This window comes from Variovorax sp. R-27, from assembly GCF_049913215.1.
Lineage (GTDB): Bacteria > Pseudomonadota > Gammaproteobacteria > Burkholderiales > Burkholderiaceae_C > Variovorax.
Genome location: NZ_CP183984.1, coordinates 5,688,696 through 5,702,337, shown reverse-complemented (window position 1 = coordinate 5,702,337; position 13,642 = coordinate 5,688,696). Strand labels below are relative to the sequence as shown.

11 protein-coding genes are annotated in these 13,642 nt (G+C 67.9%); 3 read left to right on the top strand and 8 right to left on the bottom strand.

The features are described from left to right. Window positions 1-146: 146 nt before the first annotated feature. Both ACN9MV_RS26730 and ACN9MV_RS26725 read left to right on the top strand, forming a co-directional pair. Window positions 147-1,430 (top strand): amidohydrolase family protein, encoded by a 1,284-nt coding sequence (locus ACN9MV_RS26730; RefSeq protein WP_426390239.1) that lies wholly within the window; start codon window positions 147-149, stop codon window positions 1,428-1,430. Then, window positions 1,427-2,812, top strand: coding sequence for an MFS transporter (locus ACN9MV_RS26725; protein WP_426390237.1), 1,386 nt, complete (start codon window positions 1,427-1,429; stop codon window positions 2,810-2,812). The genes ACN9MV_RS26730 and ACN9MV_RS26725 overlap by 4 nt, the downstream gene beginning before the upstream one ends. 76 nt (window positions 2,813-2,888) lie before the next feature. On the opposite strand, the gene ACN9MV_RS26720 is transcribed toward ACN9MV_RS26725, so the two are convergent. The 8 genes from ACN9MV_RS26720 to deoC all read right to left on the bottom strand — a co-directional run bounded on the left by ACN9MV_RS26720 (window position 2,889) and on the right by deoC (window position 12,521). Further along, window positions 2,889-3,932: an ABC transporter permease gene (locus ACN9MV_RS26720; protein WP_093059604.1), complete on the bottom strand. Its 1,044-nt coding sequence runs from the start codon at window positions 3,930-3,932 to the stop codon at window positions 2,889-2,891. Continuing rightward, window positions 3,929-5,518, bottom strand: coding sequence for a sugar ABC transporter ATP-binding protein (locus tag ACN9MV_RS26715; RefSeq protein WP_426390235.1), 1,590 nt, complete (start codon window positions 5,516-5,518; stop codon window positions 3,929-3,931). The genes ACN9MV_RS26720 and ACN9MV_RS26715 overlap by 4 nt, the downstream gene beginning before the upstream one ends. Window positions 5,519-5,529: 11 nt before the next feature. After that, window positions 5,530-6,534, bottom strand: coding sequence for a substrate-binding domain-containing protein (locus ACN9MV_RS26710; protein ID WP_093059600.1), 1,005 nt, complete (start codon window positions 6,532-6,534; stop codon window positions 5,530-5,532). An 8-nt stretch (window positions 6,535-6,542) separates the two neighbouring features. Then, window positions 6,543-7,595, bottom strand: a complete 1,053-nt coding sequence (locus ACN9MV_RS26705; RefSeq protein ID WP_177192888.1) for an ABC transporter permease — start codon at window positions 7,593-7,595, stop codon at window positions 6,543-6,545. 13 nt (window positions 7,596-7,608) lie between these two features. Then, window positions 7,609-8,553 (bottom strand): ribokinase, encoded by a 945-nt coding sequence (gene rbsK, locus ACN9MV_RS26700; protein WP_093081843.1) that lies wholly within the window; start codon window positions 8,551-8,553, stop codon window positions 7,609-7,611. A gap of 4 nt (window positions 8,554-8,557) precedes the next feature. Then, window positions 8,558-9,010 carry an RbsD/FucU family protein gene (locus ACN9MV_RS26695; RefSeq protein ID WP_093059596.1) on the bottom strand — a complete coding sequence of 151 codons (453 nt, stop codon included), beginning with the start codon at window positions 9,008-9,010 and terminating at the stop codon, window positions 8,558-8,560. A gap of 123 nt (window positions 9,011-9,133) precedes the next feature. Further along, complete coding sequence (locus ACN9MV_RS26690; protein WP_426390232.1) at window positions 9,134-11,542, bottom strand: aldehyde dehydrogenase family protein; 2,409 nt, start codon at window positions 11,540-11,542, stop codon at window positions 9,134-9,136. 4 nt (window positions 11,543-11,546) lie between these two features. Next, window positions 11,547-12,521 carry a deoxyribose-phosphate aldolase gene (deoC, locus tag ACN9MV_RS26685; protein ID WP_426393208.1) on the bottom strand — a complete coding sequence of 325 codons (975 nt, stop codon included), beginning with the start codon at window positions 12,519-12,521 and terminating at the stop codon, window positions 11,547-11,549. Between the two features lie 317 nt (window positions 12,522-12,838). Between deoC and ACN9MV_RS26680 the strand changes: the two genes are divergently transcribed. Beyond that, window positions 12,839-13,627 (top strand): DeoR/GlpR family DNA-binding transcription regulator, encoded by a 789-nt coding sequence (locus tag ACN9MV_RS26680; protein WP_097200694.1) that lies wholly within the window; start codon window positions 12,839-12,841, stop codon window positions 13,625-13,627. The last annotated feature ends 15 nt before the right edge of the window (window positions 13,628-13,642 follow it).

Here is a 13,642-nt window from a genome sequence, read left to right as displayed (position 1 = left end):
AGTTCAAACAAAGATTGCGCGGCGCAGCATATCCCATGGAAAGGGCTCCGAAGGGCCCGGGATCGGCACGCAGGATCAATCGCCATGCATGCAGGGACAAGAGAAATGCCACCCCCATTTCTAGAATTGCCGCAAAAGGGGCATCCATGTCACCGCAGCTCGTTCTCACCCACGCAAGATTGTTCGACGGCGATCGCTACTTCGGTGACGACCACCACGCCATCGGGATTTCAAACGGGAAGATTTCTTCCGTCGAACGAGGTGACGGCGAGGGGGCTGCAGGCCCAGACGTCCGTCGCGTGAACCTCGGGGGCCGGCTGGTGATGCCGGGCCTCATCGACGCGCACACGCATGCCACCGGAGCCAGTCTCGACGTCGGCGGCCTCGACAAGCTGCAACCGTCCTACCTCGCCCACTATGCCGGGCGCTATCTGCGCAACATGCTGCAGCAGGGCTTCACCAGCATCCGTGATGCTGGAGGAGGCGAGCAGGGCCTGGTCCAGGCGCTGGAAGAGGGGCTGCTCGACGGCCCACGCTATCTGATTGCAGGCAAGGCGCTGTCCCAGACCGGCGGGCATGGCGACATGCGGGGACACCGGGCCGCCTCGCCTTGCAAGTGCGATCTTGTCGGGGCCTTCACGCGCGTGGTGGATGGAGAAAACCATGTTCGGGAGGCAGTGCGCGACCAGTTTCGCCAGGGCGCGAACCACATCAAGATCTTCGTCTCCGGCGGCGTGCTGTCGCCCACCGATCCCATCTGGTCGCAGCAGTTCAGCAACGCTGAAATCGCGGTTGCCGTGGAAGAGGCGGCGCGGTGGCGAAGCTATGTCATGGCGCATGCGCACACGAAGGAAGCCATCGTGCGGTGTGCCGAGCACGGCGTTCGCTCCATCGAGCACGCCAGCATGATGGACCGCGAGGCCGCGGAGATCGTCGCCCGCAAGGGCGCCTTCGTGGTCCCGACCCTGGGCATCGTCAAGCACATGCTTGACGGCGAGGTCCGGTTGCCCGCCGGCGCGCTCGACAAACTCAAGTACCTGGTGGACGCCATGTACGCAGCGATCGGGCACAGCGAAGAGGCGGGCGTCAAGGTCGGCCTCGGCACCGACTTGCTGGGTTCGCTACAGGGGCGGGAAACCCAGGAACTCGTCCTGCGCGGAGAACTGAGCTCATCGCTGAATGTGCTGCGCTCCGCGACGTCGGTGAATGCCGAACTGCTGGGCATCGGCGAGCAGGCGGGACGGATCAAGGCGGGCTTCGACGCCGATCTGATCGTCATGGACAAGAACCCCGTCGAAGACATCACGGTCTTTCGCGACCCCGCATCCACGGTGGTTCTGGTGATGAAGGCCGGTGCCGTGTGCCGCGACACATTGCGACTCTTTCCCGCCGATTCCGACGCCGGAATCGAGCCGTCGGTGGTGCCATGACCGTCTCCGCTGCAACCCCACAGGCCGACTTGTTGACCCCAGCCAGAGGCTGGTACGTCGTCTGCGTGTTCTGGCTGTGCGCGATCATTTCGTACATCGACCGGACCGTGGTCAGCATCCTCGTCGACGCGCTGAAGCACTCGTTCTCCATCGACGATGCGCAGATCGGATTGGTGCAGGGCTTTGCGTTCACGGTGTGCTACGCGGTAATGGGCATCCCGCTGGCACGGGCGCTGGACAAAGGGAACCGCGTGAGGATTGCCGGCGTCTGCGTGCTGGTCTGGTCCCTTGCGACCATTGCGTGCGGACTCGCTCCCAATTTCCACGCCTTCATGGCGGCGCGAGCGGTCACCGCGGTGGCGGAAGCCGGGCTGATCCCGGCCGCGCTGTCGATCTTCACCGACAGTTTCTCGCCGCGCCGGCTGGTGGGCAGAACATCCGTCTTCATGACCGCGCCCTTCGTGGGAGGCGGCCTGTCGCTCGTGCTGGGCGGCCTTCTGCTCAGGGGGTTCACGCAGTCCGGTGGTCTGTTGCTGCCGCTTGTCGGCGTGCTGCAGCCCTGGCAAAGCGTTCTGGTGTGCGTGGGAGCGCCCGGCCTGCTGCTCGGCGCGGTTCTTCTCGCGACCGTGCGCGAACCCGTTCGCCAGCAGCCATCGGTGCTGCCCACGGCCAGTGCCACTTTCCCCGGGGCTGTGAAAGACCGCGTCGGCTTCTTCGCGCCGTACCTGATCGGCGGCATGCTCGTCACGGTCGGCTTCTACTCGCAGTCGGCATGGGCGCCTTCGTTCTTCATTCGCGTTCATCACCTGGGCGCGGCCGATGTCGGGCGCATCCTGGGTCCCATCAACATCTTTTTCGGGTTGGGCGGTGCCTTGCTGGGCGGGGTGCTTGCAAGCAGGGCGCCCGACGAACTGGCTGCCCGGCGTATCGTCCAGATCGCAATGGGCGTGACGCTCGCGGTCGTTCCGCTCATTGCAGGAACCTACCTGGTGGCGAGCACGACATTGGCGATGGTGCTCTACGCCAGCACGGTGCTTTTGTTCGCGATGTACCTGGCGCTGTCGGCCATCCCGATTCAGGTGCTTGCGCCGAGGGCTTTCAGGGCGCAGGTCATCGCGGTGGCAGCATTCCTGAACACGGTGGGCGGGGGCGGGAGCGGTCCTTTCTTCACGGGCTGGGTCAGCGAGCGGATCGGGGGGCCGTCGATGATCGGCCATGGGCTGCTGATCGTCGCCATCCCCAGCGCGCTGCTTGCCGGTGCAACGTTGTGGATGGCGTTGCGGTGGCTCAAGGCAAACGAGGACGGCTTCAGCCGAGCCGGGCGCGGCGACATGGCCGCCGAGCCTTCACCCCCCGAGGTCCATCAGCCTGCTCGCGCATAGCGGCGGCTGTAGCCTGGTCGGTCGATGCCCGCCTCTGACAGTCATCGATCTGCCTTCTGGCATGAGCGTGAAGCCCTCAGCCCTGCTTGCGCATCGCGAAGCAAGCCCCGGCCACGAGGATGAAGGCTCCGATGATGACCTTCTGCCAGGTGCTGGGCACTCCCGCCAGGATCAGCACGTTATTGATCAGCGTGACCAGCACCACGCCGAGCAGCGTGCCGCCCACGGTGCCGCTGCCGCCGGTGATGCGGGCGCCGCCGAGGATCACGGCGGCGATCACGTCCAGTTCGTTGCCCACCAGGTCGAAAGGATTGGCCAGCCGCGTGCTCGACACATGCACGATGCCCGCCAGGCCCGACAGGAAACCCGCGTACGCGAACACGAAGACGTGAACGGTGCGCAGGTTGTAGCCCAGCCGCTCCGCGATTGCCAGGCTGCCGCCGATGGCGTACACCGCGCGGCCGATCAGCGTGCGGTTCAGCAGCCACCAGGTCAGCACCGCCGCGCCAGCCAGCACCAGCACGGTGGCCGGCAGCACCGCGTGCAGGCCCTGCGGCGTGTCGAAGCGCCAGAGCGCGAGCTTGCCGAAGGCATCCATCGGCAGCGGCACGTTCATGAAGAACACGGTGCCGACAAAGGTCAGCAGGATGCCGCGGTACAGGTACTGCGTGCCGATGGTCACGATCAGCGAGGGCGCCTTGAGCCAGTGCACCAGCAGGCCGTTGAGCACGCCGAGCACCGCGCCGCTGGCCGCACCCGCCACCAGCAGCAGCGCGATCGGCGCTTCCGGAAAGTAGTTCAGCACGAGCTTGGTGATGCTGTACATCGTGAGCGCGGCAATCGCCGCGAACGACACGTCGATGCCGCCCGCGGCCAGCACGATCAGCACGCCGAGCGCGAACAGGCCCAGCACCGTGCAGGCGCGCACGATGTCGAACAGCACCGGCAACTGGAAGAAGCTCGGGTTGATCGCGCCCACCACCAGGCTCACCAGAACGATCAGCGCCAGTGTGAAGACCGAGGGGCGCTGCGCGAGCCAGTGGCGCCAGGACGTGCGGGCCCGGGGCTCGGGCGCTGCGGGCACAGCGGTGGTGTGCGCTTGCATGGTGGAAGCCGTCATGAGAATGCGGGAGAGGGGGTGTCGGAAACCAGCGCGCGGTACAGCTCGCTTTCGGCCAGCCCTTGCGCGTCGAAGTCGTGGGCGATGCGGCCCTTGCGCATCAGCAGGATGCGGTCGCAGTTCTGCAGCAGTTCCTGCAGGTCGTCGCTGACCAGGATCACGCCCAGCCCCTGCTCGGCCAGCCGCTGCACGATGCGGTAGATGGTGTCTTTCGAGCCGACGTCCACGCCCACGGTCGGACCGTGCAGGATCAGCACCCGCGGATCGATGGCGAGCCAGCGGCCGATGAGCACGCGCTGCTGGTTGCCGCCCGAGAGCGACTGCACCGGGCGGTCCACGTCGGGCGTAGCGATCTGCAGGTCGGCCACGGTGCGTTCGGCCAGCGCCTGGCACTGGCGCGCATCGAGCGCGCCGAAGCGCCCGCGCAGGCGGCCGAGCACGGCCGTGACGATGTTGTCGCGGATGGGCTTGTCGAGAAAGAGGCCTTCGCTGAGCCGGTCTTCGGGCACATAGCCGATGCCCTGGCGGATTCCGTCGGCCGGTGTCTTCAGCGTGATCTCCTTCGCTGCGAGCGAGATGCGGCCGCGGTCCGCGGCCCGCACGCCCGCGAGCGCCATCGCCAGCTCGTTGCGCCCCGAGTCGAGCAGCCCGGTGATGCCCAGGATCTCGCCCTTGTGCAGCGTGAAGCCCACGTCGCTGAATTGCGTGCCGCGGCCCAGCGCCTCGACCTTCAGCAGCACGTCGCCGTCGTGCGAGCGGTGACGGTAGCGGGCGCCGTCGAGCTGCTTGCCGGTCATCCAGTGCGCGAGCTCGGCCTTGGTGAAACCCTTGATCGGTCCCTGCGCGACCTTGGTGCCGTCGCGGAACACGATGGCCTGGCCGCCCATGGCCATGCACTCGTCGAGCTTGTGGCTCACGAACAGCACCGCCACGCCCTGCGCGCGCAGCGCCTCGACCACGTGCACGAGGTTGTCCACTTCCTTCTGCGTGAGGGAGGTGGTGGGCTCATCCATGATGACCATGCGCGCGCGCGTGGCGACGGCGCGCGCGATCGCCACCAGCTGGCGCGTGGCAATGGGCAGTTCGTCGACGCGGCGCGCCAGGAAGGCGGCGTCGGTCGGCAGCTTCACCGTCTCCAGCGCACGCACGGCCGTGGCCGCGACCGCCTTGCCGTCGAAACGGCGCGCCAGCTTGCCGCCGGTGCTCACCAACTGCTCGCTGAGCGCGACGTTCTCGGCCACGCTCATGTTCGGCAGCAGGGAAAGGTCCTGGTAGACCGTCTCGATGCCGAGCGTGAGCGCCTGAAGCGGCGACAGTGCATCGTGCGGCCTGCCGTCGATCACGATGCGGCCCTGGCTCGGCGGCTGCGCGCCCGAGATGATCTTGATCAGCGTGCTCTTGCCGCAGCCGTTCTCGCCGAGCAGGTGGTAGATCTCGCCGGCCTCGATCGTCAGGTCGATGCCGCGCAGCGCGTGCACGCCCGCGAAGCGCTTGTGCACGTCCTGCACCTCGAGAAAGACGCGGCGCCCCGTCGGCGTGGCCGAGGCGTGCGTGGCCTGCATGGAGGGCGCTGCTGCAAGGGTCATGGTTCGCAGGCTCAGAAGGCGTACTTCTTGTAGTTCTGCTTGTCGACCTCGACCCAGGCCTGGCCCGTGACGACGATGCCGACGCCCGGTCCCTTCTTGACCGAGACCTTGTTGTAGCCCGGCACGCCCATGTCGGTGCCGTCGGTGATGGTCTTGCCGTCGATCAGCATCTTGGCTGCCTTGTTCATGACGAGGCCGGCGTCCTTCGGGTCCCAGAAGGCAATGCCGCCGACCGCGCCCGACTCGAGGAACTTGGCCGCTTCGCTGGGCAAGCCCGTGCCGAACACGCAGACCTTGCCCTGCAAGCCGGCTTCTTCCACCGCGCGGCCGATGCCCAGCACGTCGAGCGACGACGAGCCCTGGAAGCCCTTGAGGTCGGGGTGCTTGCGCAGCATTTCCTTGGCCTTGCCGTAGGCCTTCTCGGCGTCGTTGAGCGATTCGTTCTTGGCATCGACGAGCTGCATCTTGGGGTACTTCTTCGCGTTCGAGGCGCCGCCGTCGGCCCACTGCACCTGCGACTGGCTGCCCAGCGAACCCACCAGCGAGGTCCACTTGCCCTGCTGGCCCATGCAGGCTGCCAGGCGCTCGTTGATGCGCGCGCCGTAGGCCGTGTTGTCGAAGGCTTCGATGTCGACCATGGTGTTTTTCTGGTTGTCGGCCTCGTGCGTCACGACCTTGATGCCGCGCTCCATCGCGCGCTTGAGCACCGGCTCCAGCGTGGGCGGGTCCATCGAGACCACGGCGATGGCGTCGACCTTCTTGGCCACCAGGTCTTCGACCAGGCGCTGTTGCTGCGCGGCGTCCGACTGGGCCGGGCCGATCTGGCGCGTGGTCACGCCCGGCGTGCTCGCGCCGAATTCCTTCACCCCCACTTCCATGCGGTTGAACCAGCTGATGCCGGTGATCTTCACCACGGTGACGATGTCTTGCGGCTTGCCCTGCGCGTGCAGTGCCGAGGCAAAGGCCACGGTGGTGAGGGCGAGTGCGGTGCAGGCGATCTTTGTTTTCTTCAGCATGTTGTCTCCTAGCCCTCGGGGTTTCTTTGCGTCGCGCCAGGAGGGAGCTGGTGCGGCGGTGCGCTGGAGCGCGAAGTGGAAAGAAAGATGCGCAGGTCCTGCAGGCCGAAGCGCCCGTAGGCCAGGAAGAACAGCAGCAGCAGGCCCCAGGCGCAGTCGCGGAAGAAGTTGGAAATGCCCAGCAGGTTGAAGGTGCTCGACAGCAGCTGCAGCGCCACCGCCGAGAAGAACAGGCACACCATGCGTCCGTAGCCGCCCTGCGGCCGCACGCCCGCCATCACCGTGATGAGGATGGCGATCAGCAGGTAGGAGTTGCCGTAGTCCGACTTCACGCTCGCGGTCCGCGCGGCAATGATCACGCCGGCCACGGCTGCGAGGAATCCGCACAGCGCGTAGGTCGCGATCAGCATGCGGGCCTGCGAGATGCCGGCGTAGCGCGCCGCCTTGGCGTTGGTGCCGAGCAGGAACAGGCGGATGCCGAAGGGGCTTTGCCGCAGCAGCCAGCCGACGGCCAGCAGCATCACGAGGAAGATCACGAACGGAATCGGCACGCCCAGCACCATCTCGTTGCCGATGGCCGAGAGCGCCTCGGCATCGCCCACGCGCAGGCTGGAGCCACCCGTGAGCACCACTGCCAGGCCGGTGTAGAGCAACTGCGTGCCCAGCGTGCAGAGGATGGGCGTGAGGCCCGCCTTCGCGATCAGCACGCCGTTGAGCAATCCGCCGGCCAGGCCCACCGCCAGCGCGATGGCGGCGAACCAGCCGGTGTAGAGCCAGGGCGACACATCGGGCGCGACCAGCTGCGGCGCGAGGGTGGCGGCCACCACGCCCGCCAGGTTGGCCAGCGCCACGCCCGACAGGTCGATGCCGCCGTTGCCCGAGATCATCGACAGCGCCACGCCCATGGCCAGCAGGCCGAGTTCGGGCAGCTGGCCACCCATGGACTGGAAGTTGTAGACGTCGAGAAAGTCCCCCTTGGACAGCACCGTCGCCACCACGAGGATGAGGACGTTGATGCCGACCAGGAAGTTGAGTTCGCGGTCTGAAAACCTGAGCTTCATGGGCAGGGTCCTGTCAGGCGACGCGGGCCAGCAGCGCATCGACCTCGGCGCGCGTGGGCATCGAGGGCGCCGTGCCGGCACGTGTCACGGAGATGGCCGCGACCGCCGCGCCGAAGCGCGCCGCCTCGCGGGCGGTGGCGCCCTCGGCCAGCGCGGCCGCAAAGCCGCCGTTGAAGGCGTCGCCCGCGCCGGTGGTTTCCTTCACCGCGCCGGCGCGGAACACCGGAATGTGCTCGGAGCCGCTGGCGCTGTGCAGCAGGGCGCCCTTGTCGCCGAGCGTGATGAGCGCGCAGCCCACGCCCTTGGCGAGGAAGAAGTCGCCCGCGCGGCGCGCGTCCTCGATGGTTTCGACGGGCATGCCGCTCAGGGCTGCGGCTTCGTGCTCGTTGGGCGTGATGTAGTCGCACAGTGCGTAGAGCGCGTCGTCGAAGGGCAGGGCGGGCGCGGGGTTGAACACGGTGAGCGTGCCGGCCTCGCGGGCAATCTCCAGCCCGCGGCGCGCGGCGGCGGCCGGCTGCTCGAGCTGGGTGACGAACACGCGTGCGCCGCGGATCGCATCGGCTGCCGCGTCGACGTCGGCGGCGTCGATCAGCATCGCGGCGCCTGGCACCACGATGATGGCGTTGTCGCCGGTGACTTCATGAACGTAGATGAACGCCGCGCCGGTCGGCTGCGCCGTCACCTGCGGCGCGCGCGGCGTGATGCCCTCGCGCGACCACAGGGCGAGCGCGTCGTTGCCGAAGGCGTCCTGCCCCAGCTTGGAGATGAACGTGACCCCGGCGCCTGCGCGTGCGGCTGCCACGGCCTGGTTCGATCCCTTGCCGCCCGGGCCCATTGCGAAGCCAGAGCCGGCGATGGTCTGGCCTACGCCCGGAAGGCTGGACGCGCGAAACGCAAGGTCGGCAACGAAGATGCCGAGCACGGCGACGCCGTGCTGCCTGGAAGTGAGGACGGTCATGGGGTCAGGCCTGCGGCGCGAGCACGCCCTTTTTGAAGATGAAGCAGCCGTAGAAGCGGCGCTCGCCGGTGGCGATCACGCAGTAGGCGCGGCGCGCGGCTTCATAGAAGGCGAAGCGTTCGATCGAGCCCAGCGGGCGCGCGCGCCCCTCGGCGGCGTCGATCTCGCGCTGCATTTCCTGCTGCACCGGCGGGATCTCGTGCGGCTGGCCCATGATTTCCATGCGGCGCGCCGGATCGTCCACCGCCTCGTCGAGCGGCAGCACCGACAGGATGGCGCGCGCCGCTTCCGTGGTGCCCACGCCGTCGATGCGAAGCAGCCGGCCCAGCGTGGTCTGGCGCGCCACCGAGTCGGCCGGAAAGTTGGCATCGCACAGCACCAGTTCGTCGCCATGGCCCATGGCGCGCAGGGCGTACAGCACGTCGGCATTGAGCAGCGGATGGATGGACTTCAGCATGCGGACTCCTGGCGATGGAACGGTTCGGTTGGCTGCGATCTTAGGGAAAGAAAACGTTTGCGCAAACGTTTGCTATTGAGGGATTTCCCTTGGTTTTCGAGGCTTTGGAAGCACTGACAGCGCTCATTCGCCATAGGGAATCCAGATGTTCTTGACCTGTGTGGCATGCCGCAGGAACAGCGGGCCTTCGGCCGCCGCGCCGTCGTGCCAGTCGGTGGCCAGGCCGTGATCGACCAACGTGCGCTTGAGGTTGCCGATCGACAGCCGCTCCGCGGTGCGCGACAGCTCCTTCGCACCGAAGACCCACAGCGCATCGACGTCGTCGTGCTCGGCCAGCGTCTGCGCAAGGCCGGCGACAGGGCCGGTCACGAGGTTGACCACGCCGGCCGGCAGGTCGGAGGTTTCGAGCACCTGGTAGAAGTCGGTCGCGATCAGCGGATGCTTCTCGCTCGGCACGATCACCGTGCGGTTGCCCATGGCGAGCAGCGGCGCGAGCAGGCTCACGAAGGACAAGAGCGGCGCTTCGTCGGGGCACACCACGCCGACCACGCCGATGGCCTCGACGGTGGCCAGTGCCACGCCGCGCAGCGGCGGCACGTGCACCGTGCCTTCGTACTTGTCGGCCCACGCACCGTAGGCGAAGAGGCGGCTCACGGCGGCGTCGACTTCGGCCTGTGCGGCGCGCGCGGCCGCGCCGGTCAGGCTTGTGAGGCGCGCGGCGAATTCGCCGGCGCGCGCCGAGAGGTTTTCGGCCAGGTAGTAGAGCGCCTGCGCGCGGCGGTGCGGCGTGGCGCTCGACCAGCCCGTGGCGGCGCGCGCGGCGGCCACGGCGTTGCGGATGTCCTTGCGGTTGCCGGTGCCCACCTCGCCGAGCCGCTGGCCGGTGGCGGAGAACACGGGATGCGAGAGCTCGCCATCCGGGCGCACCTGCTTGCCGCCGATGAACAGCTTGGCCGTGCGATCGATGGCCGGAAGCCCCGCGGCGACCGGTGCCTTGTCTGCCTCGTTCGCAGCTTGGGCAAATGCAGTTGCCGAACGCGGCTTGCGCTCGGCCCATGCGTGCGGCTTCAGGTATTCGTAGCAGCCTTCGCGTCCGCCTTCGCGGCCATAACCCGATTCGCGGTAGCCGCCGAAGCCCACGCCCGCGTCGAACAGATTGGTTGCGTTGACCCACACCACGCCGGCCTGCAGCTGCGGCGCGATACCCAGCGCAAGGCCGATGGTCTCGCTCCACACGCTGGCCGCGAGACCGTAGCGCGTGTTGTTGGCCAGTGCCACGGCCTCGTCGGGCGTGCGGAAGGTCATGGTCACCAGCACCGGGCCGAAGATCTCTTCGGTCGCAACGGTGGAGGCAGGGTGCACACCCGTCAGCAGCGTGGGCGGAAAGAAGCTGCCGCCCGCGGGCAGCGCGCCCGGCGGCTGGTAGCAGACTGCGCCTTCGCGCACGCCGGCGGCCACCAGCGAACGCACGCGTTCGAGCTGCGAAGGGTCGATCAGGCTGCCGATGTCGATCGCCTTGTCCAGCGGCAGGCCCACGCGAAGGCTCTGCATGCGGCGCTTGAGGCGTTCGATGAAGTCGGCCGCAATGCCTTCCTGCAGCAGCAGCCGCGAGCCGGCGCAGCACACCTGGCCCTGGTTGAACCAGATGGCGTCGACCACGCCTTCCACGGCGGCATCGATGTCGGCGTCGTCGAACACGATGAAGGGCGACTTGCCGCCCAGCTCCAGCGTGAGCGACTTGCCCGAGCCGGCGGTGGCTTCGCGGATCAGGCGGCCCACGTCGGTCGAGCCGGTGAAAGCGATCTTGTCGACGCCTTCGTGCGCCACCAGCGCCGCGCCCGTGGCACCGTCGCCGGTCACCACGTTCAGCACGCCGGCGGGCAGGCCGGCCTGCGCCGCGAGTTCGGCGAACAGCAGGGCGCTCAGCGGCGTGAACTCCGCGGGCTTGAGCACCACCGTGTTGCCCAGCGCCAGCGCGGGCGCGATCTTCCAGGCCAGCATCAGCAGCGGGAAGTTCCAGGGAATGATCTGGCCGATCACGCCCAGCGGCACCTGGTCGGCGAACTCGCGCTCCTGCAGCTGGGCCCAGCCGGCGTGGTGATAGAAGTGGCGCGCCACCAGCGGCACGTCGAGGTCGCGGGTCTCGCGGATCGGCTTGCCGTTGTCCAGCGCCTCGACCACCGCGAGCAGCCGCGCATGGCGCTGCACCATGCGCGCCAGGGCGTACAGATGCCGTGCACGGCCGTGGCCGCCGAGCGCCAGCCAGCCGGGCTGCGCGGCGCGCGCCGCGGCGACGGCGGCGTCCACGTCCTGCGCGGACCCCTGTGCGATGCCGGCGAGCCGCTGGCCGGTGGCTGGTTCGGCCGTGTCGAAATGCGGGCCGGCCGATGCGGGGGTGAAGTGCCCGCCGATGAAGTGGCCGAAGCCTTCTGCATGGCGCGAGAGCCATTGGCGGGCGTCGGTGTCGCTCTCTGGCGCGGGGCCGTAGTCCATGGTGTCGAAATAGCGTGCGACGCTGCTGTTGCTGCTCATCGGGTCATCCGATCGGGTGGCGGTGGAAGGCCGAGTAGCGGCCCGTGACGTGGTGTTCCAGCTGGCGCTCGATGTCGGCCAGCAGGGTGGAGGCGCCGATGCGGAACAGGTCGGGCTCGAGCCAGGCGCGGCCCAGCTCTTCCTTCATGAGCACTTGGTAGTCGAGTGCGGTCTTGGCGGTGGAGACACCGCCGGCGGGCTTGTAGCCCACGCGAAAACCCGTGCGGGCTTCGTACTCGCGGATCATGCGCAGCATCACCAGCGTGACCAGCGGCGTGGCGTTCACGCCTTCCTTGCCGGTGGAGGTCTTGATGAAATCGGCGCCGGCCATCATGCAGACCATCGAGGCCTTGGCGACGTTGCGCAGCGTCTTCAGTTCGCCCGTGGCCAGGATGGCTTTCACGTGCGCATTGCCCGCTGCCAGGCGAAAGTCGCGCATCTCGTCGTAGAGCTTTTGCCACTGCCCGGTGAGCACGTGCTCGCGCGTGATGACGATGTCGATCTCGGCCGCGCCGTCGCGCACCGATGCTTCGATCTCCTTGAGCTTGAGCTCGTGCGGAATCAGACCCGCCGGAAAGCCCGTGGACACCGCCGCCACCGGAATGCCGGTGCCCGCGAGCGCATCCACGGCCATGGCCACGAAGCGGTGATAGACGCAGACCGCGCCGGTGTGCAGCGTGCGATCTGCAAAGCCCAGCGCGGCCAGCAGGTCGGGGCGCACGGGGGTCGCGGCCTTGGCGCACAGCCTGCGCACGCGCTCGGCCGTGTCGTCGCCGTTGAGAGTGGTCAGGTCGATGCAGGTGATGGCCTTGAGCAGCCAGCCGGCCTGCGCATCTTTCTTGACCGAGCGGCGACCGGGCAGCGTGGCCACGCGGCGTTCGGCGGCCGAGAGGTTGACGCGGATGTTGTCGAACCAGCCGGTGTCGAAGGGTTGCGCGGTGTTGCGCGCGATGGTGTGCGGCTTCTTGTCGGGCGCCATCGCCGCGGCGCCGGCAACGGCAGCCGGGGGCGAAGCGGCCGCGACGGTCGAAACGGGGCGCGAGCGCACCGCGCCGCTGGCGCGAACGAGGGAAGTGGAGGTCATGGAGTGAAGGGCGCCGGGGCGCGCAGGCGCCGCGTGAGCGGCAGGCAGGCAAGGGGCATGTCTTTGTCTCCGATCGTTGTGCAGACCGCCGTGCAGGGCCGGTGGCGCATTGGCGTGAATGTTATTTCAATAACATTTATCTGCGCAAGATGTTTTTGAAATAACATTTTCGATGCCCGATACTCGGGCTTGTGGACCAGAGGAACCAGAACATGCGAAAGACCGCCGGCGCCGAGGCCCGGGCCTTGCGCCTTGCAAAGATGCAGGAGCTCGTCGAGGCCGGCGGACCGTTGCCGATCAAGCAGGCCGCCCAGCGGCTGGACGTGACGGAAATGACGATCCGCCGCGACCTGTCGGCCGCCGATTCACCGCTCACCGCCCTCGGCGGCTACGTGCTTGCGACAACGCTGCCGGGCGCCGACAGGTACTCGCTCGACGAGGCCAGCGACCAGCACGCGGCGCACAAGCGCGTGGCCTGCGAACGCGCCGCCACGTGGGTGCAGGCGCACGACAGCCTGTTCATCGACTGCGGCACCACCATGGCCCATTTCGCGGAGGCCTTGCCGCCCGACATGCCATTGAGCGTGGTGTGTTACTCCACGAACATCGCGTCGATCCTCAGCCGCCGGCCGAACACGCAGTTGATGCTGCTGGGCGGGCTGTACCACGCGTCGTCGGCCACGTTCTTTTCCGACGAGGGGCTGCAATATCTCAACCGGCTGGGCGTGAACAAGGCCTTCATCTCGGCCGGCGGACTGGACCTGGAGCGGGGCGCGAGCTGTTCCAATTTTCACGAAGTACCGGTGAAGCAGGCGGCGATCCGCAGCGCGTCGCAGAGCTTCCTGATCGTGGATGAAAGCAAGCTCAATCGCCTGCGGCCCGCTTTCTTCAGTCCGCTCGATGCGTTTGCGCGCATCGTGGTGGGCGGGGCGCCCGTGCCGGGTCTGCGCAAGCAGTTCAAGGATTTGCCGATCGAGTTTGCGCGGCCCACAACCGCTTGAGATGCCGGGCATCGC

What these genes read in the sequence shown, in the direction of transcription:
- ACN9MV_RS26730 (WP_426390239.1), top strand. Translation starts at nt 147, where the DNA reads ATGTCACCGCAGCTCGTTCTCACCCACGCAAGATTGTTCGACGGCGAT.
- ACN9MV_RS26725 (WP_426390237.1), top strand. Translation starts at nt 1,427, where the DNA reads ATGACCGTCTCCGCTGCAACCCCACAGGCCGACTTGTTGACCCCAGCC.
- ACN9MV_RS26720 (WP_093059604.1), bottom strand. Translation starts at nt 3,932, where the DNA reads ATGACGGCTTCCACCATGCAAGCGCACACCACCGCTGTGCCCGCAGCG.
- ACN9MV_RS26715 (WP_426390235.1), bottom strand. Translation starts at nt 5,518, where the DNA reads ATGACCCTTGCAGCAGCGCCCTCCATGCAGGCCACGCACGCCTCGGCC.
- ACN9MV_RS26710 (WP_093059600.1), bottom strand. Translation starts at nt 6,534, where the DNA reads ATGCTGAAGAAAACAAAGATCGCCTGCACCGCACTCGCCCTCACCACC.
- ACN9MV_RS26705 (WP_177192888.1), bottom strand. Translation starts at nt 7,595, where the DNA reads ATGAAGCTCAGGTTTTCAGACCGCGAACTCAACTTCCTGGTCGGCATC.
- rbsK (WP_093081843.1), bottom strand. Translation starts at nt 8,553, where the DNA reads ATGACCGTCCTCACTTCCAGGCAGCACGGCGTCGCCGTGCTCGGCATC.
- ACN9MV_RS26695 (WP_093059596.1), bottom strand. Translation starts at nt 9,010, where the DNA reads ATGCTGAAGTCCATCCATCCGCTGCTCAATGCCGACGTGCTGTACGCC.
- ACN9MV_RS26690 (WP_426390232.1), bottom strand. Translation starts at nt 11,542, where the DNA reads ATGAGCAGCAACAGCAGCGTCGCACGCTATTTCGACACCATGGACTAC.
- deoC (WP_426393208.1), bottom strand. Translation starts at nt 12,521, where the DNA reads ATGGCGCCCGACAAGAAGCCGCACACCATCGCGCGCAACACCGCGCAA.
- ACN9MV_RS26680 (WP_097200694.1), top strand. Translation starts at nt 12,839, where the DNA reads ATGCGAAAGACCGCCGGCGCCGAGGCCCGGGCCTTGCGCCTTGCAAAG.